The 26,121-nt window shown below is 52.5% G+C and carries 27 protein-coding genes and 1 riboswitch; of the genes, 5 read left to right on the top strand and 22 right to left on the bottom strand.

Translation table 11 applies throughout. The features are described 5' to 3' along the window. Window positions 1-150 precede the first annotated feature (150 nt). Entirely contained in the window at window positions 151-1,497 is a 1,347-nt protein-coding gene (trmFO, locus tag JF44_RS0114240; RefSeq protein ID WP_033069638.1) for a methylenetetrahydrofolate--tRNA-(uracil(54)-C(5))-methyltransferase (FADH(2)-oxidizing) TrmFO, read from the top strand. 59 nt (window positions 1,498-1,556) lie between these two features. On the opposite strand, the gene JF44_RS0114235 is transcribed toward trmFO, so the two are convergent. From JF44_RS0114235 to JF44_RS0114225, 3 genes are all read right to left on the bottom strand, one after another. Then, window positions 1,557-2,141 (bottom strand): hypothetical protein, encoded by a 585-nt coding sequence (locus tag JF44_RS0114235; protein WP_052065928.1) that lies wholly within the window; start codon window positions 2,139-2,141, stop codon window positions 1,557-1,559. A gap of 146 nt (window positions 2,142-2,287) precedes the next feature. After that, a complete protein-coding gene (locus JF44_RS0114230) occupies window positions 2,288-3,133 on the bottom strand; it encodes a phytoene/squalene synthase family protein (RefSeq protein ID WP_033069636.1) in 846 nt (281 codons plus the stop codon). A 5-nt stretch (window positions 3,134-3,138) separates the two neighbouring features. Then, window positions 3,139-4,311, bottom strand: coding sequence for a mechanosensitive ion channel family protein (locus JF44_RS0114225; RefSeq protein WP_033069635.1), 1,173 nt, complete (start codon window positions 4,309-4,311; stop codon window positions 3,139-3,141). Between the two features lie 108 nt (window positions 4,312-4,419). Between JF44_RS0114225 and JF44_RS0114220 the strand changes: the two genes are divergently transcribed. Continuing rightward, window positions 4,420-5,769: an NAD(P)-binding protein gene (locus JF44_RS0114220; RefSeq protein WP_033069634.1), complete on the top strand. Its 1,350-nt coding sequence runs from the start codon at window positions 4,420-4,422 to the stop codon at window positions 5,767-5,769. A gap of 22 nt (window positions 5,770-5,791) precedes the next feature. Here JF44_RS0114220 and JF44_RS0114215 read toward each other — a convergent pair whose 3' ends face one another. The 4 genes from JF44_RS0114215 to yajC all read right to left on the bottom strand — a co-directional run bounded on the left by JF44_RS0114215 (window position 5,792) and on the right by yajC (window position 9,307). After that, window positions 5,792-6,172: an Mth938-like domain-containing protein gene (locus tag JF44_RS0114215; RefSeq protein WP_033069967.1), complete on the bottom strand. Its 381-nt coding sequence runs from the start codon at window positions 6,170-6,172 to the stop codon at window positions 5,792-5,794. Window positions 6,173-6,262: 90 nt separating this feature from the next. Further along, entirely contained in the window at window positions 6,263-7,192 is a 930-nt protein-coding gene (secF, locus tag JF44_RS0114210; RefSeq protein ID WP_033069633.1) for a protein translocase subunit SecF, read from the bottom strand. Window positions 7,193-7,211: 19 nt separating this feature from the next. Further along, a complete protein-coding gene (secD, locus tag JF44_RS0114205; protein WP_033069632.1) occupies window positions 7,212-8,786 on the bottom strand; it encodes a protein translocase subunit SecD in 1,575 nt (524 codons plus the stop codon). Between the two features lie 143 nt (window positions 8,787-8,929). Then, on the bottom strand, window positions 8,930-9,307 hold the full coding sequence (yajC, locus tag JF44_RS0114200; protein WP_033069631.1) for a preprotein translocase subunit YajC: 378 nt from the start codon (window positions 9,305-9,307) through the stop codon (window positions 8,930-8,932). A gap of 233 nt (window positions 9,308-9,540) precedes the next feature. Here yajC and JF44_RS0114195 point away from each other — a divergent pair, with 233 nt between their 5' ends. Then, a complete protein-coding gene (locus JF44_RS0114195; RefSeq protein ID WP_033069630.1) occupies window positions 9,541-10,404 on the top strand; it encodes an ATP-binding protein in 864 nt (287 codons plus the stop codon). Between the two features lie 55 nt (window positions 10,405-10,459). Here JF44_RS0114195 and JF44_RS0114190 read toward each other — a convergent pair whose 3' ends face one another. From JF44_RS0114190 to argS, 14 genes are all read right to left on the bottom strand, one after another. After that, window positions 10,460-11,509, bottom strand: coding sequence for a peptidoglycan DD-metalloendopeptidase family protein (locus tag JF44_RS0114190; protein WP_033069966.1), 1,050 nt, complete (start codon window positions 11,507-11,509; stop codon window positions 10,460-10,462). 84 nt (window positions 11,510-11,593) lie between these two features. Next, window positions 11,594-12,247, bottom strand: a complete 654-nt coding sequence (locus JF44_RS0114185) for a protein-L-isoaspartate(D-aspartate) O-methyltransferase (protein WP_033069629.1) — start codon at window positions 12,245-12,247, stop codon at window positions 11,594-11,596. Next, a complete protein-coding gene (surE, locus tag JF44_RS0114180; protein ID WP_033069628.1) occupies window positions 12,244-13,011 on the bottom strand; it encodes a 5'/3'-nucleotidase SurE in 768 nt (255 codons plus the stop codon). The genes JF44_RS0114185 and surE overlap by 4 nt, the downstream gene beginning before the upstream one ends. A gap of 14 nt (window positions 13,012-13,025) precedes the next feature. Then, window positions 13,026-14,300 carry a serine--tRNA ligase gene (gene serS, locus JF44_RS0114175; protein WP_033069627.1) on the bottom strand — a complete coding sequence of 425 codons (1,275 nt, stop codon included), beginning with the start codon at window positions 14,298-14,300 and terminating at the stop codon, window positions 13,026-13,028. A 100-nt stretch (window positions 14,301-14,400) separates the two neighbouring features. Then, window positions 14,401-15,375 carry a twin-arginine translocase subunit TatC gene (gene tatC, locus JF44_RS0114170; protein ID WP_337587909.1) on the bottom strand — a complete coding sequence of 325 codons (975 nt, stop codon included), beginning with the start codon at window positions 15,373-15,375 and terminating at the stop codon, window positions 14,401-14,403. Window positions 15,376-15,377: 2 nt separating this feature from the next. Continuing rightward, the gene (tatB, locus tag JF44_RS0114165; RefSeq protein ID WP_033069626.1) at window positions 15,378-15,776 is read right to left on the bottom strand and encodes a Sec-independent protein translocase protein TatB; all 399 of its coding nucleotides are present in this window, start codon (window positions 15,774-15,776) and stop codon (window positions 15,378-15,380) included. Between the two features lie 35 nt (window positions 15,777-15,811). After that, window positions 15,812-16,051, bottom strand: a complete 240-nt coding sequence (tatA, locus tag JF44_RS0114160) for a twin-arginine translocase TatA/TatE family subunit (RefSeq protein WP_033069625.1) — start codon at window positions 16,049-16,051, stop codon at window positions 15,812-15,814. Between the two features lie 172 nt (window positions 16,052-16,223). Further along, on the bottom strand, window positions 16,224-17,267 hold the full coding sequence (locus tag JF44_RS0114155; protein WP_033069624.1) for an ABC transporter ATP-binding protein: 1,044 nt from the start codon (window positions 17,265-17,267) through the stop codon (window positions 16,224-16,226). Between the two features lie 106 nt (window positions 17,268-17,373). Then, a complete protein-coding gene (gene scpB, locus JF44_RS0114150) occupies window positions 17,374-18,177 on the bottom strand; it encodes an SMC-Scp complex subunit ScpB (protein WP_052065924.1) in 804 nt (267 codons plus the stop codon). Between the two features lie 18 nt (window positions 18,178-18,195). Further along, window positions 18,196-19,065, bottom strand: coding sequence for a segregation and condensation protein A (locus JF44_RS0114145; RefSeq protein ID WP_033069623.1), 870 nt, complete (start codon window positions 19,063-19,065; stop codon window positions 18,196-18,198). A 33-nt stretch (window positions 19,066-19,098) separates the two neighbouring features. Then, window positions 19,099-19,782 (bottom strand): site-2 protease family protein, encoded by a 684-nt coding sequence (locus tag JF44_RS0114140; RefSeq protein ID WP_052065922.1) that lies wholly within the window; start codon window positions 19,780-19,782, stop codon window positions 19,099-19,101. Further along, window positions 19,779-20,849, bottom strand: a complete 1,071-nt coding sequence (gene nagZ / locus JF44_RS0114135; protein WP_033069622.1) for a beta-N-acetylhexosaminidase — start codon at window positions 20,847-20,849, stop codon at window positions 19,779-19,781. The genes JF44_RS0114140 and nagZ overlap by 4 nt, the downstream gene beginning before the upstream one ends. After that, window positions 20,836-21,747: an SPOR domain-containing protein gene (locus JF44_RS0114130; protein WP_033069621.1), complete on the bottom strand. Its 912-nt coding sequence runs from the start codon at window positions 21,745-21,747 to the stop codon at window positions 20,836-20,838. Before JF44_RS0114130 ends, nagZ begins: the two co-directional genes overlap by 14 nt. A gap of 3 nt (window positions 21,748-21,750) precedes the next feature. Beyond that, window positions 21,751-23,502, bottom strand: coding sequence for an arginine--tRNA ligase (argS, locus tag JF44_RS0114125; protein ID WP_033069620.1), 1,752 nt, complete (start codon window positions 23,500-23,502; stop codon window positions 21,751-21,753). Window positions 23,503-23,755: 253 nt separating this feature from the next. Between argS and erpA the strand changes: the two genes are divergently transcribed. Beyond that, window positions 23,756-24,097, top strand: coding sequence for an iron-sulfur cluster insertion protein ErpA (gene erpA, locus JF44_RS0114120; RefSeq protein ID WP_033069619.1), 342 nt, complete (start codon window positions 23,756-23,758; stop codon window positions 24,095-24,097). Window positions 24,098-24,187: 90 nt separating this feature from the next. After that, on the top strand, window positions 24,188-24,967 hold the full coding sequence (gene xth / locus JF44_RS0114115; protein WP_033069618.1) for an exodeoxyribonuclease III: 780 nt from the start codon (window positions 24,188-24,190) through the stop codon (window positions 24,965-24,967). An 81-nt stretch (window positions 24,968-25,048) separates the two neighbouring features. On the opposite strand, the gene ribB is transcribed toward xth, so the two are convergent. Further along, on the bottom strand, window positions 25,049-25,717 hold the full coding sequence (gene ribB / locus JF44_RS0114110; RefSeq protein ID WP_033069617.1) for a 3,4-dihydroxy-2-butanone-4-phosphate synthase: 669 nt from the start codon (window positions 25,715-25,717) through the stop codon (window positions 25,049-25,051). A gap of 134 nt (window positions 25,718-25,851) precedes the next feature. Continuing rightward, a riboswitch (FMN riboswitch) is annotated at window positions 25,852-26,017 on the bottom strand. Window positions 26,018-26,121 lie beyond the last annotated feature (104 nt).

The following is a 26,121-nucleotide window of genomic DNA, read 5'->3' as shown; positions in this document are numbered from 1 at the left end:
TTAAGACGTTGTGGATGTGGCGATGTGAAAAATTTGCTTCATGATCATTGTCCTAACTCTGCGCATGCGCAATTGACTTGAAATCTGCCCCCTTGCACCGCTATGTGTGTGCCAAGTTTTCAAATCCTATTTGGCGAGGAGTTCGCACACGTGAGTACGGTCAAGCCTGTTCATATTATTGGCGCCGGTCTGGCTGGCAGTGAAGCCGCTTGGCAACTGGCAGAGGCTGGCGTTCCTGTCATCATCCATGAAATGCGCCCGTTTCGTCCGACAGATGCCCATCACACGGATAAATGTGCCGAGCTGGTTTGTTCGAACTCATTCCGTTCGGATGACAAGGAATACAACGCGGTTGGCCTGATTCACGATGAAATGCGTCGTGCCGGGTCAATCATCATGCGTTGCGCCGATCAGCACAAGGTGCCCGCAGGCGGTGCACTTGCAGTTGACCGCGAAGGGTTTTCCCAAGCCGTGACCGAAGCGTTGGAAAATCACCCTTTGATAACGCTGGAACGTGGGGAAATTGACGGCCTTCCGCCGCAAGAATGGGGAAACACCATTATTGCTACCGGACCTCTGACATCCGGCCCCCTCGCCGAAGCCATTCGGGCAGCAACCGGTGAAGAAAGCCTTGCCTTCTTCGATGCCATTGCGCCGATTGTCTATAAAGACAGCATTGATTTCGATAAGGCTTGGTTCCAGTCACGTTACGACAAGGGTGACGGGAAGGATTACATCAACTGCCCGATGTATGAGGCAGAATACAACCGCTTTATTGATGCCCTGATCGAAGGCGAGAAAACCGAATTCAAGGATTGGGAAAAAGACACCCCTTACTTTGACGGATGCCTTCCAATCGAGGTTATGGCAGAACGCGGTCGCGAAACCCTGCGTCACGGGCCAATGAAGCCGGTTGGCCTGACGAACCCGCACAATCCGACTGAAAAACCGCGTGCGATTGTCCAATTGCGTCAGGATAATGCCCTTGGCACGCTTTACAACATGGTCGGCTTCCAGACCAAACTGAAGTATGGCGCCCAAGTCGAGGTATTCCGTACCATTCCGGGGCTTGAAAACGCTGAATTTGCGCGCCTTGGCGGCATTCACCGAAACACGTTCCTGAATTCCCCACGCCTGCTTGATGGGACATTGCGCCTTAAATCACGCCCGGACATTCGCTTTGCCGGGCAAATCACCGGATGCGAGGGTTATGTCGAAAGTGCTGCTGTCGGCTTGATGGTTGGACGTTTTACTGCTGCTGAGAAAGCAGACAAGACACTGCCGATGCCACCCCTGGCGACAGCTATGGGGGCGCTTCTTAATCACATCACCGGGGGTGCTGATGAAAGCACGTTCCAGCCGATGAATGTGAATTTTGGGTTATTCCCTGATCTTGAACTCACCAAACGGGTCAAAGGCCGCGATCGCAAAAAACTTTATACAGACCGTGCGATCCCGCTGTTTGATGAATGGCTAAGCGAAATATCTGCTGCCTGAACACGACAAAAGCCGCATATCAAATGCGGCTTTTGTCGAATGGTGGACTATTTAAATGATCAGTAGCGGTCGGGTTGCCGGCTTAGTTTCCCGGTAACGTCACGAATTTGTTTGCCATCACGGAACCGGCTAAACACAAGATTGAGGTCGCCGTTTTCGTCAAGCGTACGCTCATAGACCTGCATTTCGTAGCCGCCGACGTCATTGATATAAAGGGCATTGATGGTCAGGGTTTTGTCTACAATTCGCGCCCAAAAGAACGGCTCCCCCTTTAGCGGATCATTTGGGATGCGCTTTCCAAATAGCCCCGAACGCATGGCACTGCCATAGATATCCTGGCGTTCCGTGGCATAGAATTCCACAGCAAGCGAAACCGCCTTTTCACGACCATCGGACTTGTGAATAACCGTCGACCAATCGATGACGAAACCGCGATCCGTTTTCTTGATGACAACATCAAGGTCACGTGCCTGCAGCTCGTTCTCAGCGTGTTCGATTGTGGTCCCGTGATAGGAACCAACAAAGGGGTCGATGTTTGCTGCTTGCGCTTGGAATGCCGCCAACAGGCATACTACACAAAGCACCCCGACGAGCATCAAGGTATTCTGCAAGAGCTTGCAAGAGATCGAAGTCGAATTTGTCATCGGTCCTCATCTCGGGCCTAATGCCCATCACGCACCAAGCATCAAATCGTTATCAACGCTAACACGGCCCTGTCTAAACTGTCCTGACCTTTATCATCTTATTTAAGTGATATTTCCGCAAATTGCATGTGGGAAACCACAGCGGATCAATATCTCTTGAATAAACCATTTAATGTCAAACGCCCACTCGCGGGTCTTGCCAATCCAAAAGTGGCTGAAAACGGATCAAATTCAGCCTTTTGCAATTTTCCAAGGTACCCATCCGCAAGAACCACAGGAAGCGCAGCTGCATGCGCACGTTTGGGTAACGCTTTGCGGTGCTTGCGTGCTTCTTTGATTCGCGCACGGGCCAGTGTTGCCATTTCGTGGATAAGGTCGCGAATTTCAGGCTTGTTGCGATACTCAAATACGTCACCCTGTGCGACGCTGAAATGGGCCATCCTGTCTTTGGGGAGGTAAAGGCGTTTGGAACGCCCATGAAAAACAATCGCCCGCATAATTCCGACAAGTCCATAAGCATTACCGGCAAGGCGTGCGGCATTCTCGGCATCTTCGCCTGATGCCCCCAGCAATCTGGCAGATGACACAGCAAGTTGGCCTGATGTCTGATCAATATATCGGTCGAGTTCACCCTGATTTTCGGGCTGGCGATCCTCGAGGTCAAACTCGCGTGCGACAATGATCGCTTCAAGCTCCTGGATACTCAAAAGTCCCTGTTGCACGAGTTCAGCCAGCGGTTCGACCACTTCGTGCTTTCGAACCTCGCCCTTGCCAATCTCGTTTAGGGTATCGCGCCACCACTGCAACCGGATATGGCCCAGCATGACTTCGCTGACCATTTCACGGGTTTTTGAGACTTCCTGATTGAAGGCGTACAGCGTAAAGAGCGCTTCACGCCGTTCTGGTGCAGCAAACAAGGCACACAGGAAACGGTCGCGGTCATGACGCCTGACATAGTCGGCACAATGGGAAAGCTTGGGAGTATCGGTCATTTATCCTATCCGATCTTACGTTCGGAACGCTGATCGTTTTTTGGGGTGGCAGTAATTTCAGGCATGCTTTCAACATAAAGTGACTGCGACGGGAAGGCGAAAGCAGCGCCCTCTTCTTCGACAATGCGTTTGAAGGCGATGATGTGTCGATTTCGGATATCACGCCATGTCACCCAATCCGTAGTGTTGGTGAAGTAATAAAGATCAATATTGATCGAACTGGCGCCAAAGTCGGAAAGATGGACCATCTGTGCGACATCCGTCTGTGCGACATCGTCATCGTTTTTCAGAAAATCACGCAGCTTTTCAACGATCGCTTCCATCTGTTTGGCTGTTGTTCTGTATTCCAGACCGATTGCCATCTTGATTCGCCGATGGGTCATGCGCGACCAGTTGATCACAGGAGAATCAACGATCTGTGCATTGGGCATTGTTACCAATGCCTTGGCGAAGGTACGCACCTTGGTCGCCCGCAGGCCAACCACTTCAACAGTTCCTTCCAGATCCGGCGTTTCGATCCAGTCGCCACGCTTATAAAGGTTGTCGGCAAAGATCGTCAGGCCGCCAAAGATGTTGGCGACTGAATCCTTGGCCGCCAATGCAACCGCCATCCCTGCCAAACCAAGGCCACCGAGGAACGCTGAAACATCAATCCCCCAGTTTTCCAGAATGATAACGCCGCCAATAACGACTATCAGTGTCTTCACACCACGAATAAAGAACTGGCGCAGATCATCACCCAGTCCAGCGCCAAAACGGCCAACCAGACGGTTAAGCGATACACCCAACGGCTCAACGGCCCTAAATAGCGCCCAGAAAACACAAAAAGCTGCGGCTACAGAAATTGCCTCGACTGCAACAACTTCGAATTCTTGGGGCAGCGACAGAACTTCAGTCGCGAAATAAGCGCCAAGCAGCATAAACAGCGCTTGCAGCGGCAGCGCAAAGGCGTCCAGCACATTCGCCATCATGCTTTCCGAGCGCTGCTGTGCGATGCGGCGCAATACGCCAAGGGCGCCTCGCACCAAAACACGCTTGAAGATAAAGAAGACAAGCAACACCAAGAGTGCGCCGATCAGTCTTCCCATCTCCCCGCCACCAAGCATGTCGACCCACGAATTCATGTGGCCGATGACCTCATCATTCAGGTTGTCCAGTTCGGTCGTAATTTCATCCATGGCTAGTAAGCTGTTCTGATGTTAAGGTTATTAAGACTTAATGACTGGAACGGACGCGTAACACCTCGTTCACTGGCCTTTGTATAACAACTAAATTGGCTCAGGCATATGCCATCATTTACGTCAGGATACCTACACGTTATTGGCGGCGGTCTTGCCGGGGCGGCTCTTGCCACGCGCATGGCAGAAGACGGATATAACGTAACGCTCTATGACGAGGGCGAGCCATTCGAAAGCCGCTGGACGCGTGGCATGCAAACAGCGCCCGAAAGTCATAAGACTGCAGAACCCGAAATATTTTATGACCCATTGGGTCAGGTCGCGGATTATTTCGCGCGCTACCCTGAGGTTCCCCAAAAACTGATCAGACCAGCCCATTGCGTGATGGGGTTAAAACGCGGGCGCAGAAAACCGGCAATCGTTTCGCTTGATCACGGCATTTCCAGAACCCTGATATCACGCAGGATCGGCGTTATTGCACGTGCCTACACGGCCCTTTCTTTGTGGCAACAACGGTATGCCAGCGAGGAAAATCGTGTTGAAAGCACCTTGTCATCAAACGCATTCGACTCCGATGACAAAGCATATCAACCTGGCACCTATCACCGTGATGCCCTGTCGGTTTTGGCAGAAGTGCTTTTCTCCATGCCTGCACACCGCTGTTCCAAAGCATTGTTGGGACGCATACTTGTGCCCAAGTTACGCAGCATACTGGCCAAAAATCACGAACCCGTCTTTTCTGCCATTGATCCCATCATTCTAAACGACATCGCCTTACCCGCCCTGCGCGAGCGATTTGTCGCAGCGGGCGGCGTCATCAAAGCGCACACCAGACTGGGCGACATTGACAGCACTTCTGAATATGCGACCGACCTTTTGTTTGAAGATGACAGTCAAGTGATCCTGAAACCCAATGATGCGGTTGTACTGGCGTTGCACCCCAAACCCTTGTGTGATGCCGTTCCTGACTTGGGCATCATGCCTGCCCCGGCACGTCGGCGGACCATGGCATTTGAATTGCGCCGACCATTTGCAGAGCCGCGCGCCCTTCTCGTAAGCGATGATATTGTGCGTGCCATCTATTGTAACCGACGGCACCTGCAGGTCAGTCTCAATAATGGTTTACATGTCCCTGATGACAGGGAAGCAGATCAGTTCGCCCACCTAGTTTGGCAGCGTTGTGTCTGGCTCTGCGACCAATACCTGAACCTTGATCTTGAAGCGCGGGCCGAAAATGCAACTGCCACGCAGCACCCCAAACATCTGTTTGTCGATGCAGAAGCCCCGTTCCCGGAACTCACCCCGGGACAGGCAGCGATCCGTCAACATCTAAGTCCGCCCTGGAAAAACCTGTTTCTCTGTGGGGATTCTTTCCCGCAAGATCAGGCACCTGGGCCTGCGGCCTTGTTTTTAAGCGTGCAGGATACCCGCCGCCAACTGCACAGCTTTTTTACCTAGGTTCAGGCATCGTGAATGCGCGTCAGACCGCGATCATTGCGGCCGCAACACGCCGCGCCTCAGCGACCAAAACATTGTAGGTCCGGCAAGCTGCGCCCGTATCCATCGGTTCGATGACAATGCCATGCTCTTTCAGGGCCTGCCGCCATGCCAGAGGCACCGGCGTTAATTGCGACCCCATTCCCAGCAGAAGGATATCAATCTCTTCGGCATTCTCGATGATGCGGGAAAAAGATTGCGGGGTGATATCCTCGGTCGAGGTCACACCCCATGAATACACTGCTTCTGGAAACAACAGGATCGATCCGGTTACGGTTTCTTCGCCAAAGCGAAATAACCCATCGCCATAACTCGTAACCAGTTTGCGGCCTTCGGCAACAAGTGGGCTGACTTCTAGCGACATCTCGGACCTCGTATCGACTGAAATAAAAAAGGCCGGGGCGTTTTCGCACATCCCCGGCCTTCTTGCAATTTCTGTTCGCGATTAAGCCGCTCAGGCGTTGGCTTCCTGGCCTTCTTCGGCTTCGGGAATTTTACGCTTGAGACGCAATACAACCAGCAGCGGTGATGCAACACAGATCGACGAATACGTCCCGATCACGACACCAAAGATCAACGCCATGGTGAACCCGCGTATGGCTTCGCCACCAAATACGAACAAGGCGATCAAGGCCAGCAAAGTGGTCAAGGACGTCATGGTCGTACGCGAAAGGGTCGAATTGATCGACAGATCAAGCAAGTCCGGAATTTCCATCTTGCGGAACTTGCGCAGGTATTCTCGGATACGGTCAAAGACAACAACCGTGTCGTTGATTGAATAACCCGCAACTGTCAAAACGGCCGCCAAAGTCGCCAGATCAAACTGAACGCCCGTGATCACGAAGAAACCAATCGTAATCAGAACGTCATGGAGCAATGCGGCAACAGATGCCACGGCGAACTGCCATTCGAACCGAATCCAGATATAAACCATGATCAGGAACAACGAGATCACGACCGAATAGAACCCGGCTTCTTTCAGTTCTCCGCCAACTTTTGGCCCGACAAGCTCGCTACGACGGATCGTGACATTTTCACCGAGTGCCTCGGTTACAGTCGCCAATGCGGTCATCTGAGCCTGTTCATCGCCATCCTGACGTTGCAACTGGATCAGAACATCATCTGGTGCGCCAAATTCCTGGATGGAAACATCACCAAGACCAAGACTTCCCAGATTGTCACGCAAGACGTTGATATCCGCCGGACCATCGGTTTTGATTTCAACCAGAATCCCGCCACGAAAATCGATGCCGAAATTCAGGCCCTTGGTGAAGAACATGCCAACTGACGCCAGCACCATCACCAAGGAAATGATATAAAAGACTTTCCGGAATTTGAGGAACGGGACGTTCACGTCATCCGGGATAAGATGTAAAGGTTTCATATCTTCCCTGTTCCCTTCCTCAAAGTACCAGCTCAGTCGGACGACTGCGCTTGACCCAGGTTGCAATCAACAAACGGGTCAACCAGATCGCCGAGAACATCGACGTGATAATCCCGATTGCCAGTGTAACGGCAAAGCCCTTGATCGGGCCGGAGCCGAAGCTAAACAGCACAAGGGCTGCAATCAATGTCGTGATGTTGGCATCAAGAATGGTCGACATTGCACTGCGATACCCGGCATCAATCGCATTGATGATTGATCGCCCGTTCCGTCTTTCCTCGCGGATACGTTCAAAGATCAGCACGTTGGCATCGACGGCCATGCCAACCGTTAGAACGATACCGGCAATCCCCGGAAGCGTCAGCGTCGCCTGCAAGACAGACATCACCGCCAGAACGAGGATCAGGTTCATCATCAGCGCAACGTCGGCATATACGCCAAACCGCCCATAACTGATCGCCATAAAGGCAATAACAAAAACCAGGCCAAGGATGGCGGCAAATTCACCTGCCTCGACCGAGTCCTGTCCAAGACCGGGACCAACAGAACGTTCTTCAAGGATCTGCATCGGCGCGGGCAAGGCACCTGCACGCAGAAGCAGGGAAAGATCGTTGGCTTCCTGAACGCTGAACTGGCCGGTAATGATGCCATTACCACCAAGGATCGGTTCATTGATACGCGGGGCTGAAATCACCTCGCCATCAAGCACAATCGCAAGACCACGTCCGGCATTTTTACTGGTGATGTCGCCAAAACGTGCGCCCCCTGCCGCATCAAAGCGGAACGAAACGACTGGGCGACCGTCACTGAAGGTCGGCTGGGAATCAACAAGATTATCGCCCGACACCACAATGCGACGGTCGATCAGATATTCACGAATACCCGCAGCCTGATCTTCTGCATCAGCCGACGGCAGGATCATGGTTCCCGGCGGAAGGCCGGATGAACGTGCCTCGGCAGCCGTCTTTTCAGTGTTTACGAGGTGGAAATTCATCTTCGCGGTACGGCCAAGAATGGCACGCAAACGCGATGGATCATCAAGGCCCGGAACCTGAACAACAATACGGTTTTCACCCTGTCGCTGAATAGATGGTTCTGTTGTACCCAGTTCATCCACACGACGGCGAACAACTTCAAGGGACTGCGCAATGGCGCGGTCAATCAATTCTTTAAGAGCCAGTTCGTTATAGGAAACAACAATGTTGTTCCCCTCGCCGGCAAGCTCGGTATTCGGCTCAGCGGTGCGGGCGATTTCCCGGGCCTTTTCCAAGTCTTCTGCACGAAGGATGGTAATCTCGGCACCGTTCTCGGTTGCTTCGCGCGGGCGATTGCGGATCTGTTCCTGACGTAGTTCTGTACGGATCGCATCAGCCAGGGCGTCATAGCGTTCGCGCAAGACACTGTCGGTGTCGACTTCAAGCAACATGTGCGAGCCGCCGCGAAGGTCAAGGCCGAGGTTGATTTGCTTGCCCGGCAAATAGCTGGTTTCGTTCGGGAGCATGCCCGACGGCAGGAAGTTCGGCGTAGCGTAGATTACGCCCAAAGCACACACCAGAAGGACCAGTGCCGCTTTCCATTTGGTAAAATAAAGCATGTGTTTGTGACCGGATCTGTCAGGGTCAAACCTTGGTCTGGTTCCAAGGCTCTTGGAACAACGGGTATTTTGTACCGCTTCAGGCCACCGGCAAAAAACAAGAAGGCGGAGCCAATTGCCCCGCCTTGCTTGATACGAAGAGATTAGTCTTTCTTGGTCTCTTCAGCTTTTTCTTCTTTTTCTTCTTTGTCGTCGCCTTTGGCCGGTTCAGTTTTCGAAAGAACCGTCGAAACCATGCCACGTGCAACTTTGACTTTTACGCCATCAGCGATCTCGACTGACAGTTCATCGTCGCCAACAACCTTGGCAACGGTACCAATCAGGCCACCGGCGGTAACAATTTTATCGCCGCGACGGATGGCCCCGAGCATTGCTTTATGCTCTTTCTGCTTTTTCTGCTGAGGACGAATAAGCAGGAAATAGAAAACAACAAAAATCAGGATAAGCGGCGCGAATTGCATCAGTGCACCAGCACCACCTGCATCACCAGCGGCCTGAGCGTAAGCCGTCGAAATAAACATCAGGAACTCCTAATTCCTCAGAACAAAAAATATCAACTGCCGGAATATAACGGCGTGTTGCGCCAAAGCAAGGAAGAACCGGTTTTTAACCGGTAAAATCAGCACTTGTGTGGTTTTGTTCACCTTGCGTTGCCAGGAAATAGCCACACAAAAACTTCCATTACCGCGCTGATATGCTAGCTTGCCTGCCAACAATAAACGTCACCACATAAAGAAACACCCAAGAGGCCCCGATGAGTAGCGATTTCGACCAGCTTTTGCCGACCCTTGACAGAATTGCAACAGCGCTGGAGCGCTTGGCTCCCCCTGCACGATCCGAAAGCGACCTTAGTGCGGCCGATGCCTTCGTCTGGCAGGCGCAAAGCGGTTATCTGCAACCTGTGCGCAACGTGAACCGGGTCGATATCAAACTGCTTCAGGGCATCGGCCAGCAAAAAGAAATCCTTTATAACAACACCAAGCGGTTTGCTGATGGTTTGCCCGCCAATAATGCGCTGCTTTGGGGCGCACGCGGAACGGGGAAAAGCTCCATCGTTAAAGCAATGCATGCCCAAATCAACGCTGAAAATCCTGCATCACTTGCATTGGTTGAAATCCATCGTGAAGATATACCGACCCTGCCCGACCTGCTGCATATTCTGAAAAATAGCGGTCGTTACACTGTGCTGTTCTGTGATGACCTGTCCTTTGACATGCATGATGAAAGCTACAAATCGCTCAAGGCGGTTCTTGATGGCGGGATCGAAGGTCGTCCAAAGAATGTGATTTTTTATGCCACCTCCAACCGTCGTCATCTGATGGCGCGTGACATGATCGAGAACGAACGATCAACGGCGATCAACCCATCCGAAGCGGTTGAGGAAAAAGTATCACTGTCGGATCGCTTTGGCTTGTGGCTTGGCTTCCACAATATTTCGCAAGACGTCTACTTCGAAATCATCGAGGGATATGCCAAGGAATTCAATCTGGACATTCCACGTGACGAGCTTCACGCACGTGCCAAGGAATGGACAGTCACGCGCGGAAGTCGATCCGGTCGTGTGGCATGGCAATTCATTCAGGAAGTTGCTGGTGAACTTGGCAAGTCGATAGACTAACAACACAAAATTTGGCTGATCGCGCGCAGTACCCGGACAATTGTCTGGGTACTTTTTAGCGCGATACCATCACACTGGGCAGGAACTTCATCGGATCAGATGATTTCCGTCCGCGGCGCACTTCAAAATGAAGTTGCGGGAAGGTCACAGCCCCAGTGGTGCCGACACTCGAGATTTTTTGCCCCCGTGTCACGACATCGCCGCGCGCGACCAACGGATTTTCCGTATGGGCATAGGCTGTCACGAAGTTATCTGCATGCTTGATCAGGATAAGATTGCCAAACCCGCGCAGCTCATTGCCAACATAGGTTACAACACCATTTTCAGCGGCTAAAATAGGTGTCCCACGGTCGGCCTGAATGTTGATGCCATCATTAAACAGCCCACCTGTACTTGCACCGTATTTCAGAACCACCTTGCCCTGAACCGGCCATATAAAGCCTTTGCGCGCAGTAGGTTCTGACAGAACCACATCCTGGCGAACATTGCTGCCCTGCCCGGCAACCGGTGTTGATTTACTGTCGGATTTCCAACTGCGTGATGACGCCATTTTACGTTCAGCGGCCGCGGCGTAATCACGCGGCTTGATGCCCGGTGTCGGGATGGAGCCACCATTGCGTGGAATTACACGCGCGACCGTGGTGCTTGGGCGATTGGCCGAAGGCGTTGTTGTCTTTTGAATTGGAAGGCTTACAACCTGACGCTTGCCACCAATCGTGACGGATTTCGTCTTGGTCGATGTGCTAGCCGTTGCAACGGCATCTGGTGGCATGCTGTCGTAATTCGGGCTCCAGGGTGGTAAAACAAGCCGCTGCCCCGGATAAATCACATAGGGTTTACGAAGATCATTGCGCTTTGTGAACTCGGTGAAATCCATATGATAGCGCACTGCCAGTTGCGAGACGGTATCGCCCGGCGCAACCGTGATAACCCGTTCACCGTTTTTGAGCTTGGGCATACTGTACGGGCTGTAGCTTGCCCCGTCGCCATACACCACCGGCACCGGAACAGAATTAAGCAAACAGCCGCCAAGGACCGCACTTGCCGCGCAGACAACCAGCAGTCGTTTTCCTTGATAAACAGCGCGTTTGACACAATTTTCCATCATGATTTCGATTGTCAACGATCAGCCGTTAACAATCGGTAAGCGATCCGTCGCTTCTGATGGATTTTTTAGGTAGCCCGATGATCAGAATTCTTCGGTACCTGGCAGCATCGGCACAAAACGAACAGGCATCAATTCAGTCACTTCGACACCGCTTGGCGTACGCAGGACCCGCAGCAACAATTGCGTGTGAGACACTTCCCCCACAGGCACGACCATGATCCCGCCAACCGCAAGCTGATCGACAAGAACCGGTGGCACATCCTGTGCGGCAGCAGTAACGATGATGCGATCAAATGGTGCTTGCGCTTTCCACCCCAAGCCACCATCCCCATGCAGGGTTGAAATCGTATGCAGGCCAAGTTCGCGGAACTTTTCCTCGGCTTCACGTAGCAGTGGCTTGTGCCGCTCAAGCGTGTAAACACGACGCGCAAGCTTGGCCAGGATCGCCGCCTGATAACCAGATCCCGTACCAACTTCAAGGACCTTCATCCGGTCGTTGAGTTCCAGCGCCTGCGTCATAAGCGCCACGATGTAAGGCTGCGAAATCGTCTGCCCCTTACTAATGGGCAAGGCGACATTTTCCCATGCACGGTTAACAAACGGCTCGGCAACAAATGATTCCCGCGGAATATCTGCCAATGCACTCAGAACCGCCTCGTCATGAATACCATCATCACGAAGGATTTGAAGCAGATTGGCTATGTCGGTATCACGCGTAATCACCGGCTCGTTCACGGAAAGGCCTTCGTCAGTTTGTCAAACGTTTCGTAATGGGTGAAATCAAGGCTGATCGGCGTGACAGAGATATTCCCCTGCTCAATCACCCTAAGATCCGCCCGTTTATCATCAGGAAGTTCCGACAGGATCGCCCCAACCCAGTAATATGGTTCACCACGCAGATCAAGACGCTCTGCGACATGGTCGCCAATTTTGCGCTGTCCCTGTTTGGAGATTTGCACTTGCGCGCCGCCAGTGGCTTCATGATCAGGGAAATTGACGTTGATCAGAACCCCTTTGGGCCAGGTTGTCGTCACCAAAGTCGACAAGACATCCTTCAGGTATTTTTCAGCGATTGTCCAATCGATCATATCGCCGGAGAAATACTGAGAAAAGGCAACAGCAGGCACGTTAAGAAGCGTTGCTTCCATTGCCGCAGCGACGGTGCCTGAATAGGTAACATCTTCGCCAAGGTTGCCGCCACGGTTGATGCCCGACAAAACAATATCCGGCGGAGCGTCGCGCATAACTTGCTGCAGTCCCAGCAAGACACAGTCGGTTGGTGTACCATCGACTGCAAAATGACGTTCGTCACGTTTGTGGATGCGCAATGGCCGGCGCAGGGTCAATGAATGCCCTGCCCCGCTTTGTTCCATTGAAGGGGCAATGACCCAGACATCATCGGAAAACTCACGTGCAAGCTGCTCAAGCAACTTGATCCCCGGCGCGTCAATGCCGTCATCATTACTGATCAGGATGCGTGCGTTGGAGAGATCAATCATGCCTGTTCTTGGTCCTAGCGCGCCGAGATAACCTCAAGCCCACCCATATAGGGTTTGAGCACGTCCGGGACACGGATCGAACCATCAGCTTTCTGATAGTTTTCCATCACCGCAATCAGACAACGTCCAACGGCAAGGCCGGACCCGTTAAGAGTATGAACAAAATGGGTCTTTTTCTCGCCTGCGGCACGATATCGTGCATTCATCCGCCGTGCCTGGAAATCACGCGTGTTCGAGCAGGAAGAAATTTCACGATACTTGCCCTGACCCGGTAACCAGACCTCGATGTCATAGGTTTTTGCGGCCGAGAACCCGATATCACCAGTGCAAAGGATGACCGTACGATACGGCAAACCAAGACGTTCAAGGATGGTTTCAGCACAGCGGGTTTTGCGCGTTAGTTCCTCGTCAGATTTTTCGGCTTCAACGACCGAGACCATCTCAACCTTGGAAAACTGATGCTGACGGATCATGCCGCGTGTGTCGCGTCCGGCTGACCCCGCTTCTGATCGGAAGCATTGTGTCAGCGCGGTGTAGCGCAGCGGAAGCTTTGCCTGATCAACGATGTCGCCCGCAACCTGATTGGTCAGGGTTACTTCCGACGTCGGGATCAACCAGTAATCATTGGTGGTTTTAAACGAATCTTCGGCGAATTTCGGCAACTGGCCGGTACCGTACATGGCATCATCACGCACCAGCATCGGAGTGATGGTTTCTTCGTAGCCATGTTCATTGGTGTGGGTATCAAGCATGAACTGCGCAAGTGCGCGTTCAAGCTTTGCCAAACCACCACGCAGAACCACAAAACGCGACCCCGAAAGCTTGGCCGCCGTTTCAAAGTCCATCATGCCGAGCTTTTCACCGATCTCGAAATGTTCAAGCGGCGTAAAGTCATACTCGCCCGGTGTTCCCCAGCGATTAACTTCGACATTGTCGTTTTCGTCTTCGCCAACAGGGACTTCGGGATCAATAATATTCGGGAACGAAGACAACAACAGATCAAGCTGATCATTCAAGGATGCTTGACCGTCTTCAGCCTCCTTGATCTTGTCCTTGAGCTGGCCCATTTCGGCCATCAAGTCGTCTGCGTTTTCGCCGTTTTTGCGCAGTTTCCCGATTTCACCAGAAATCGTCTTGCGACGGGCAAGCATCTCCTGATGCTCCGTCATCAATTTCCGGCGTTCAACATCGATATCGATCAGACGCTGTGCGGTTACGTCCTGTTTGCGCGCAGTCATTGCTGCGTCAAAAGCCTCGGGATTATCCCGAATCCATTTAATGTCGTGCATCGAACAGCACCCTGTCAGTCTAACTATTTGTGGCTTTATACGATGGGGTGGACACAAGGTCCACCCCATCAAATCGGACGGTTTCAGTCAGGGATTTCAATCAACGGGCGTTGTTGAAATCATCCTCGCCATCATCGTTATTCGACGGTCCGGAAAGCTTCGGCGCGTCATCCTCATCCGTTGATCGCGTCAAAGACGTCTGACCATCATCGTAGGACGCAGCAGCGGCTCCCTGTTCGTCCACGTTGTCATCAGTTGTAGCAACGCTTGATCCGACTTCGGCTTCTTCATCTTCTGAATCATCTTCATCATCACTTTCAGCGGCCTGTTTTGCACGCTTGCGCTCAGACAGGCGCGCCATGATGATAGAAATTTCATAAAGAATGATGATTGGAATGCCCAAGCCAACCTGAGAAATCAAATCAGGCGGAGTCAGGACGGCGGCAAAGCCAAAGGCAATGACAATCGCGTACTTACGGCGACGGGCAAGACCATCTGCTGTGACAATACCCGCACGTGCCATTAGCGTCAGCAAAACCGGTAGCTGGAAACACAGACCGAAGGCAAAGATCAGCTTCATCACCAGCGACAGATACTCGCCAACCTTGGCTTCAAGCTGGATCGCCAGATTGGCTGCCCCGCCTGCCTGCTCAAAGCTCAGGAAAAACTTCCAGGCCAACGGCATGATCAGGTAGTAAACCAGCGCGCCCCCCATCAGAAACAGGATCGGGGTCGCACACAGGAACGGCATGAAGGCCGAACGTTCATTCTTGTAAAGACCCGGGGCGACGAACGCCCAAAGCTGTCCAAGGAACACCGGGGCTGACACAAAGCAGGCCGCAAAGAACGAAACCTTGACGTAGGTGAAGAATACCTCGGTCAAGGCGGTATAGATCATGCGGCGATCCGGTCCCATGATGTCGGCCAGCGGTCGCACGAGGAACCCATAGATATCCTCGACGAAATAATAACAGACAGCGAAAGTAATAAACAGAGCAAGAACCGCCCAGGTCAGGCGGTTTCTCAGCTCTATCAGATGCTCCATGATGGGCATCTGCCTGTCATGCGATTGCATGTTCACGCCTGGCTCTCCGGGTGGTCTTTCTTTTTGCTCTCAGCAGCGGATGCGCCAGTCTTTGCTTTTTCCGATTTCACCGTCTTTTCCGCCTTGTCTGCGGGCTTTTCGGTGCTCGGTTTGGGCTCGGCTTTTGCGTCGTCGCTTTTCGGGCTTGTGATCTTGTTTTCTACAAACTCGGTCGGGTTGCTGTGCGCACTGCTGACCTGCTTGCGCAAATCATTCAGTTCCGCTTCGCGGATGATGTCATCAATTCCGCTTTGGAACTCGCGCGCCATTCCGCGCACTTTTTTCCAATACCCCGCCAACTTGTAAAGCAGATGCGGCAACTCTTTGGGGCCGACGACAAAAAGTGCGACGACGGCCACAAGAGCCAATTCGGTCCAGCCGATATCAAACATATGACACGCCTATCTGAAGGAAATCCGACAGACGATCAGGATTTCACAGAATCCTTCTCATTGTCTTTGCTTTCGGAAGAAACCGATGCAGAGGTCGTGCTTTCGATGGTTTTGGCCGAAGCAGCTGCATCCTGTTCTTCTTTTTCGTTGATACCCGCTTTGAAGCTCTTGATGCCTTTGCCCATGTCACCCATCACTTTCGGCAGCTTACCTGCACCAAAGATGATCAGGACAATCGCAAGAATCAGAACGATTTGCCAAACGCCAATACCCATAACTTCAATCTCCAAAGATCCATTCTGCCTTCCGGCAACGTGCCCGGATAATGGCAGAAAGCCCCCTACTGTGCAATGCGACGTTGGTTAATACTCACCGCCTGCAAGACACCTGTTAATCATGCGTAGTTTGCAACGATAATCGCGACCGAAATCAGACTGTTGCACTACATTAGGATATAGGAAACACGAAGGTCATCTCGGGATCAAGCGTAATAGCAACTGATTGCCGATTATTCGCTGAAAAGCGCCGTGGTACACGTGCGTGGATATGAGAGCCCGACTCAAGCGTTAAATGAAGGAGGTTAACTTCGCCCAAAACGCGAACTGCATCGACATGGGCAAGAATATCATGTCCGTTAACGGCGTCACCAATATGAAGACCTTCCGGGCGAATCAAAACTTCAACCGCAGTCCCGTTTTCAAGCCCGGTCTCCTTGATATCGCCAACCGGGGTCACGACCCGGCCATTGTCAACCGTCCCCGAGAAACGGTTCACCTCACCAAAGAACGACGCTACAAATCGATTGTCCGGCTTGAAATAAAGGGTTTCCGGGGTGCCATCCTGCATGATCTGACCTTCATTCATGATGATGATCCGATCAGCCATATACATCGCTTCTTGCGGATCGTGCGTCACCATAACGGTTGCGATCCCTGCGTCCTTCAGCACATGCAACGTCGTATCGCGCAGATCAGCACGACGGGCCACATCAAGACCGGAAAACGGCTCGTCGAGCAACATGATCCGTGGCTTTGGCGCCAATGCACGCGCAAGTGCAATTCGTTGCTGCTGACCACCAGAAAGTTCATGCGGATACGCATTCAGGTACTCAAGCATCCCAACTTGTTTGAGTGCCGCCTTGATGGCGTCATCACGGTCACGTTCCTGAAAATGGCGCAGCCCGAACCCGATATTTTTCGCAACATTCAGATGCGGAAACAACGCATAGTCCTGAAAAACCATGCCAACGCCGCGCTTTTCCGGTTCGACATATCCCCCCGGCTGCGCGACGATCATGTCATTGACCGAAATTTCGCCAATCTGCAATTTTTCCAAGCCGGCTGCCAGACGCAGCGCAGTGGTCTTGCCACAACCCGATGGCCCCAACAAACACACCAGTTCACCCGGTGCGACATCGAAGCTGATATCGCACAAAACACGGTTTTCACCGAACATATGCGATACGTGCGACATCTTGAGGCCGTCGGTCATCGATAAACTCTTCTCACAACAGGGATCACGCACATGAAGGTGCGACTGATTGGCGATATCTTTCGTGGAACTTAAGGTCCCGGCAGCTCCGATGCAAGAAGATGGATCAACTCATTTGTTCATCGGCACTGGATGAATTGGCCTCTTGCGCGCCATCGGGGTTCTTGTCCTTGCCATCGTCAAGGTTGGGGTTGTCTGAATAGATGGTTTCGTCAAGATCTTCGAGGTTGCGCGTGGTTAATGCCTCTTCGACCACAGAATCGGCCACCTCGCCATCATCAACAAGATCAGGCAATGCTTCGTCATCTGAATTCGCGCCATAACGCCCCATGCCCGGACGGCTATCAAGTAGTCCAGCAGCTTTAAGGTCAGCAAGTCCCGGCAGGTCATCACGGCTTTCAAGGCCGAAATGATCAAGGAAGTCATCTGTGGTGGCCCAAAGAACAGGTCGCCCAGGTACCCGTTTGCGCCCGCGTGGCCTGATCCACTTGGCTTCCAGTAGGATATCAAGCGTTCCTTTTGAAAGCGCCACACCACGGATTTCCTCGACTTCCGAGCGCGTAACGGGCTCGTGGTAGGCAATGATGGCAAGCGTCTCAAGCGTTGCCTTGGTCAACTTCTTGGCTTTTTCGACTTCGATATGAAGATCACCAGCCAAATCAACGGCGGTTCTGAATGCCCATTTTTCGCCAACCCGGTTCAAGTTCACCCCGCGTGGCGCATAAGTTTCGGCAAGGGCAGCCATAATGGCGCCGATATCGGTGCCTTCGGGCAGGCGCGCGGCAATAACCCGTTCACTGACAGGCTCCGCAGAGGCAAACAGCACAGCTTCCACGATGCGAATATGCTGAAAATCGATATTCGGGGCGGATTCGACGCCTTCCATTTCAAGCTGCGAGTCTTTGCTCATTGGTTCCCCCTGCCCACCTTATTCATCGAACGAACCCGCGTCGTATGCTTGGTCGCGCGGTGTATCCCCGGTCCGCAGCGTTTGCGGCGACCGCAACATAATTGGTCCAAACGTTTCTTCCTGCGAGATTTCAAGTTCTCCGTCACGGCACATTTCAAGGCTTGCGACAAAATGTGCGGCCAAGGCGGATCGGGCCTTTAATGGTGTGCCAAGACCGCGCGGCATGAATTCAAGAAGCTTGGTCCATGTTGGAACAACGCGACGGCCAAACAGATCACGTAAACGCTGGATGGCATCGTCCATGGCGTACAGGTCAAATGCCTCGATCTCAAGCGTCTTGCTTTCAGATGTCAGCATGATCTGTGCGTATGATTTCAAAAGATCATAAAGTGATGCGTCGTAAACGGACGCGGTTGTCACCCGAACTTCTTCCGGATCCCCGCGACCAAAGAAATCGCGCCCCAGATTTGGCCGTTCAAGAAGCTTGTCGCCAGCTGCCTTCATCGCCTCAAGACGCTTAAGCTGGAAGGCAAGCATTTCTGCCATTTCCTCAGCGCTGAGCTCTTCTTCGTCGTTTTCCTGCTTGGGCAACAAGAGGCGCGACTTCAAATAGGCAAGCCACGCGGCCATCACCAAATAATCCGCGGCAAGCTCCAGACGCAAGCCCTGAGCGGTGCTAATAAATTCCAGGTACTGCTCAGACAGATCAAGAATGGATATCTTGATGATATCGACCTTTTGATCCCGCGCGAGTTCAAGCAGAACATCAAGCGGGCCTTCGAACCCGTCAAGATCCAGGATCAAACGTTCGGCAAGGCTCGGTTCGTCATCGACCGGCTTTTTGTCAAACACCTCGTCTGGAATCTCGAATTCGAATTGATCTGCCATCTATCCCTGACTTCCCCCATCGCCTGTCGACATTCAGGCAAAGATATCTGCCAGAAGCCGCACCAGTGCATTCGCCGGTTCAAGAACCAACCACTGGAAGATCGGCAAGTCTATTCCAAGTTGCGTCGTGACATATGGCAACAGAAAAACCAAACCGATCAATATGATCATGCCGGTTTTTTCCATACGCGCCAAGACCCGTGCAATCGGCAAAGGTGAAATAGCCGTCAGGACACGCCCACCATCAAGCGGCGGGATTGGCAGCATGTTAAACACCGCAAGAATGCAATTCAGCCAGATCGACTGATTAAGCATGGTTCCAAGCCAGTCATTCACCGCCGGCGAAAAGCTTGGCAGCCAGACAAAAAGCAGAATCGAAGCAATCGCGAGTGCAACATTTGTTGCAGGCCCGGCAACAGCAACGCCAATAACGCCAAGGCGCTGAGGATGCAATCGATGAAAGGCAACCGGAACCGGTTTTGCATAGCCAAACAGAAATGGCGCGCCCGTGACCAATAACAGCCCAGGGATCAGGACCGTCCCTACCGGATCAACATGACGGATCGGGTTCAAGCTCAGACGCCCAAGACGTTGAGCCGTGTCATCGCCAAACAGCTTGGCGGCAAAGCCATGTGCAGCTTCATGCAAGGTGACCGCCAACAGAACCGGAATGACCCAGGTCGATGCCGAAACAATCAGATCAAGGATGTCGCTCACTTCGGCGGTTCCTCCGCCGACCAAACCGGTGCAAGCAACTCGGAAAGGCGCGATTGCCAATCTGCCAACTGGCTGGCATTCGGCGCATCGGTCTTGAATGTCGCGATCTGGTTGCTGAAATTCTGGGACCGTAGCAAGGCACTTCCCGTCAGAAGGGGCGCCATTGAAACCACTTCTTCCATTTCGGTGCGTTTGCCGTTGCAATGCAGGGCGATATCGCACCCGGCATACAGGCATTCATGCGTTCGGCTGGCGATTGATCCCCCCAATGCTTCCATTGACAGATCGTCGCTAATCAAAAGGTTATCGAAACCGATTTCACCACGAATTATATCCTGAATGACGACAGGTGACACGGTACCGGGCCGCTGATCATCAATCGCAGTAAACAGCAAGTGTGCTGACATCGCCGCCAGAACATCTTTCATCTGTGCGAATGGTGCGAAATCAAGCTCGGACAGCTCTGCATGCGGCACGGTTACAACCGGCAAGTCCTTGTGGCTGTCAACCGTTGCACGACCATGGCCCGGAATATGCTTGATGATCGGTGCAATGCCGCCATCAAGAAAACCGGCAGCAACGGCACTGGCCAGCATCACAACCTTGCCAATCTCAGCGCCATAGGACCGGTCACCTATAACGTCGCTCATGCCCGGCATTCGCAAATCAAGAACCGGTGCGCACGTGGTGTTAAACCCGGCTTCACGCAGGTCCACGGCCATCAGACGGGCATTGGTATATGCTGCTTCACGGGCATCATCGGCGTTGCGGTCAAACAGATCGCCAAAGACACCAGCCGCAGGAATTTTTCGCCAATGCGGCGGTTTCAGGCGCATGACACGCCCACCTTCCTGATCAACCAGGATGGGAACATTGCTGTTGCCAACCGCGTCTCGCAACGAATTGGTCAGGGTACGCACCTGTTCGCGGTTTTCGACGTTGCGCGCAAACAAAATGAACCCAAACGGATCAGATTCCCGAAAGAACCCCTTTTCCCAATTGCTAAGTTCCGTACCGCCAACACCCAGAATACAGGCACGTGGCTTTTTAACTTCAAGGCCGGACAATGAGGCACCCCACACTGCGTTCTTTCAAATCGGCACAAAGCTTTTCTGCCACGCCCGCATCAGCAAGTGGCCCTGCCTGCAAGCGATAGAATATGCCTTTGCCGTCGATCTCGATACGCTGCACAAACATTTGAAGATTATCAAGCAAGTCTTTGTTTTTTGAAGATAACCTTTTCCATTCAGACGCCGCACCACTTTCGTCACGTACCGATGCGAGTTGAATCCGATAGTCATTTTGCGAAACGGTTTTGCTATCGCTCTTTACTGCGGGTGCAGTCTTGGTTTCTTCGGGACTCTGTTCAACCACGGTGTCATTGGCACGATTCTGTGCCGCCTCGACAGCCTTTTGGGCATCGGTTAGCTCAGGCGCGCTAATTTCGGGTGCCTCGACCGTGGCCTCTGGTTTTGGCGCCGGTGTCAGCGCAGTATCTGCATCCGTTTGTTTTTCTCCGGGCGCGATTTCTGCATCAGAATTCTGAGTTTCTGCTTGGTCCGCGGCAGGTTGTTCGCTTTCGGATATTACTGGCGCAGCAGTTACTTCAGGTGCCCGCGGCATATCGGGCAGTTCCTGAAGAACGACGTTGGCGTCCGGGTCAACGTCGCTTAGCTGGTCATAAACGGTTGTTTCGCGATGAGGGACTTCCATTCCACCGGGATCTTCCGGGCGGATTTTAATCGGTGACGGGTCCGGCAGCAGGATCGGCAAATTGCCATCGTCCTGAATTGGTTGTCCCTGATTATAAAACCAGTACCCCGCCCCGCCGAGTGCACCACCAATCACGGCAAGCCCGAAGAACACAGTGATAACCCCTTTGAACATGCTTTTGTTGGCGGGTTTTTCTGATCCGTAGTGGTCAGCACGCTCTGCATGAAGGTCGGAACCGTGTTCTTCGTTCATATTTTACATCTCCTCGACAGGCTCAACGCCCAGCACCTCAAGACCGGAAGCAATAACCGTTGCGACCGCGCGAATCATCGCAAGACGCGCCATTGTCGCAGCAAGATCATCGGCAATAATGAAACGCAGCGCGGTATTGTCACGTCCCTTGTTCCACAATGCATGGAATTCTGCGGCAATTTCTGTCAGGAAAAAGGCAATTCGATGAGGTTCATGCGCAGTTGCGGCCTGCTCGACAATACGTGGCCATTCCGCCATGCGACGCACCAGAAGCTTTTCTTCTTCCGTTCCAAGCAAGGACAAATCCGCATCGGCAAGCGCCTGTTGCGACAAGTCCTGATCCGGGAATGCTTCGGCAGCCTGACGGAACACGGAATTGACGCGTGCGTGGGCGTACTGAACGTAAAATACCGGATTGTCCTTGGACTGTTCGGTTACCTTGGCAAAATCGAACTCAAGCGACGCATCGTTTTTGCGCGTCAGCATGATGAAACGCACAACATCCTTGCCAACACGTTCGACCACGTCGCGCAGTGTTACAAACGTACCTGCCCGCTTGGACATCTTCACCGGTTCGCCGTTGTCAAACAGACTGACGAGCTGGCAAAGCTTAACGTCAAGGTCCCCTTCACCGCCGGTGATGGCCTTGGTCGCCGCTTTCATTCGCTTGACATAACCCCCGTGATCGGCACCAAAGATATCAATCATCAGATTGAATCCGCGCTCATACTTGTCAAAGTGATAGGCGATGTCGGATGCAAAATAAGTCCATGTGCCATCGGACTTTTTCAGCGGACGGTCAACATCATCGCCAAAATCGGTCGCCCGGAAAAGCGTCTGTGGCCGCGGCTCCCAATCATCGGGCTTTTTGCCTTTTGGCGGTTCCAGAACGCCAACATAGATATCACCCTTTTTCTCAAGGTGATCAAAGGCCGCCTGCACCTTACCTGCCTTGACCAAGCCATCTTCAGACGTAAACACATCGTGTGAAACGCCCAAAAGACGAAGATCTTCCTTGATCAGCGCCATCATTTCTACAATCGCAAAACCACGGAACTCCGAAAGCCATTCGTCTTCCGGGGCATTTTGCCATTTGTCCCCGTCCCGCTCGGCCATTTTTTTGCCCGGCTCAACAAGGTAGTCACCCGGATACAGGCCCTGGGGAATTTCACCAATATCTTCGCCAAGCGCTTCGCGATAACGCATGTGAAGCGACCGGGCAAGAACGTCAACCTGTGCACCGGCGTCGTTGGTGTAATATTCCTTGGTGACGGCGTAGCCTGCCTTTGCCAGCAGATTGGCTAGAACATCACCAACCACGGCACCACGGCAATGACCGACATGCATCGGGCCGGTTGGGTTCGCCGACACATATTCGACGTTGATGTTCGCACCTTTGCCAAGATCACTGTTGCCATAGTCGGTACCGACCTCAAGCACCTTGGCGACCTGTGACAACCAGAATTGATCTGCCATCCGCAGATTAATGAATCCGGGTCCGGCTATCTCGACATGTTCAATATGGTCAAGTTCGCGCAGTTTTTCGGCCAGTTTTTCGGCCAGATCGCGCGGTTTCATACCTGCGGCCTTTGAAAGCAACATGGCCGCATTGGTTGCAGCATCCCCATGAGACGAATCACGTGGCGGCTCAACCGTCACACGCGTCGTGTCACTTCCGGCAGGAAGAACACCATCTTTTTCAAGGGCGAGAATCTGGTTCTCGATATCGCTTTTCAACAGGCTGAAAACATTCATGACTTGGAACTTTGCATTTTCTGGTTCTGGCCGGGACGGCCAATAGACTGGCGCATGTTTTGAGCCATTTCACATCAAAACGCAAGTCACCCTTGATGGAGTTCGGCCCCTGGACTGATTACAGGTTTTGACATTTCAGCCATGCACGCTAAATAGTGACTTAAATACTGCGTTCCGAACATGCTATTATGCATTCATGGATCGTAACGACACCTGCCAGCCGTCTGGCAGGTTTGGGATCAAGGAGTGTTGGATGACCGAATCTTCTCGGCAAGTTCAAATGACTGAAAGTGCTGCGAAACGCATTCAGGAGCTAATCACAATCGAAGGTGCCGCAAACACGATGCTGCGTCTTCAGGTCTCTGGTGGCGGATGCAGCGGGTTCCAATACGAGTTCTCACTGGACTCAGACACCACAGACGAAGACCTGGTCTTTGAAAATCACGGTGCGAAAATGGTCATTGATGAAGTATCACTGGACCTTCTTGGCGGTGCCGAAATCGACTTCGTACGTGAAATGGTTGGTTCCGCGTTTCGCGTGAACAATCCGAATGCAACCTCTTCATGTGGTTGCGGGTCAAGTTTCTCAATTTGATCCGGATTGACAAACCGATTTATAAAACGGGGTTCGTAAAATGCGAACCCCGTTTTATTTTATCAATTATTCCCAAAAGCCGAGGCCTGAATGAAAATCGCCACCTGGAATGTCAACTCGATCAAGGCGCGTCTGCCAAACATTCTTGACTGGCTGCAGGAAGGGAAACCTGATGTGGTCCTTTTGCAAGAAACCAAAACGGTTGATGATGCGTTTCCAGCAATGGAAATCGAGGATCTTGGCTACAACATCGCCGTTCACGGACAAAAGACCTATAACGGTGTTGCGATCCTGTCGAAATTTCCCATTGAAGATGTTGAACGCGGCCTTCCGGGCAATGATGACGATGAACAGGCCCGTTACATCGAAGGCACCATCAGTTCCCCTCACCCGGTTCGCGTTGCTTCTATTTACGTTCCGATGGGCACGGCCGTCGGCGACCCGAAGTTTGACTACAAACTGAACTTCCTTGATCGCCTGATTACGCGCTTTGAAAAAATCCGTGCCCGTGGCGAGGCAGCGGTCATGGGCGGCGATTACAATATCGCGCCAGATGACATGGACGTTTACGACCCGGCTAAACTCCACGAAACCGTCCTGTGCACCACAACCGAACGTAAACGCCTGCGCACCATGATGAATATGGGCTACACCGATGCCTTCCGGACCTTTAACCCCAAGGGCCATCAATATAGCTGGTGGGACTATCGTGCAGGTGCATGGAACAAGGATAATGGGCTTCGCATCGACCATCTTTTGCTAACACCGGCAGCGGCAGATCGCCTTAGTGCTTCAGATACCGACCGCGATCCGCGCGGCAAGGAAAAGGCGTCTGACCATACTCCGGTGTGGTGCATGATTGACGATTGATCTGTTCTGGTCACGAAAATAGAAAAAGGGCCACATCCTGGCAGGTGTGGCCCTTTTTGTGTTCATAAGGCCGGCCGATGCTTATTCGGCCGCCTGCTGCATCGCGCTACGATAAGCGACGATATCCTCGATGCTGATCACAACCAGATCATGGGCGTGCGCATATTCGATCAGTTCCGGCAATCGTGCCATGGTGCCATCCGAATTTGTGACTTCGCACAGCACACCAGCAGGTTTGAAACCGGCAAGACGCATCAAATCCACCGTGCCTTCTGTATGGCCACGACGTTCAAGAACACCGCCCGGGCGGGCACGTAATGGGAACACATGACCAGGACGTGCCAGATCAGATGGCCTGGTTTCATCAGAAATGGCCGTTTTCACCGTGGTTACACGGTCTGCCGCAGACACGCCGGTCGTAACACCAACCTTTGCCTCAATCGTAACGGTAAAACCGGTTCCCATGCTTGATGAGTTGTCAGTCACCATCGGTGGCAGATCAAGCTCGTTGGCTTTTTCGTCAGTTAAACAAAGGCAGACAATTCCGCTACAATCGCGGATCAGCATTGCCATTTGTTCATTGGTCAGGTTTTCTGCGGAAAAGATCAGATCGCCTTCGTTTTCGCGATCTTCATCGTCAACAACCAGAACGCCTTTACCTTTGCGCAAATCGGCAAGTGCACGTTCCATACGCGCATGCGGATCGCCAAAGATCGACAGATCGGATTGTGGTTCAATACTCTGATTCATAACCGTCCTCTACGGATGGGGCTTACGAACCAGGGCAACAAAGAAAGGCCCGCTTGGTGACAAGTTTGTCACTTCGCGGTCGTAGGCAGACAGTAATACAGTCCCGCAATTGCGGCCCTGCCAATCCTGTCACGCTTTATCCTCTCCCATCCGGACTATTACCGTCGGCTCCGGATTTACACCGGATCTGCTGACCCCAAAAGACATAAGATAAACATATGGCTCTTGGGCGCTCGCGGGCTTTCCGAATTTCTCCGGATTACCGCCGGTCAGGAATTACACCCTGCCCTGAGAATAAGCGCCGTGTTTCAACGACAAACACTGATCACGATTGATCAGCCGGCGCACTTTAAAAAAGCGCATCTGCGTTGTCAAACACCTTAGCGGCCTGCCCCTAAAAGCAC

Source organism: Thalassospira australica (genome assembly GCF_000763295.1).
Lineage (GTDB): Bacteria > Pseudomonadota > Alphaproteobacteria > Rhodospirillales > Thalassospiraceae > Thalassospira > Thalassospira australica.
Note: the sequence above shows the minus strand (reverse complement) of the source record. Positions and strands in the feature narration are given on the sequence as shown.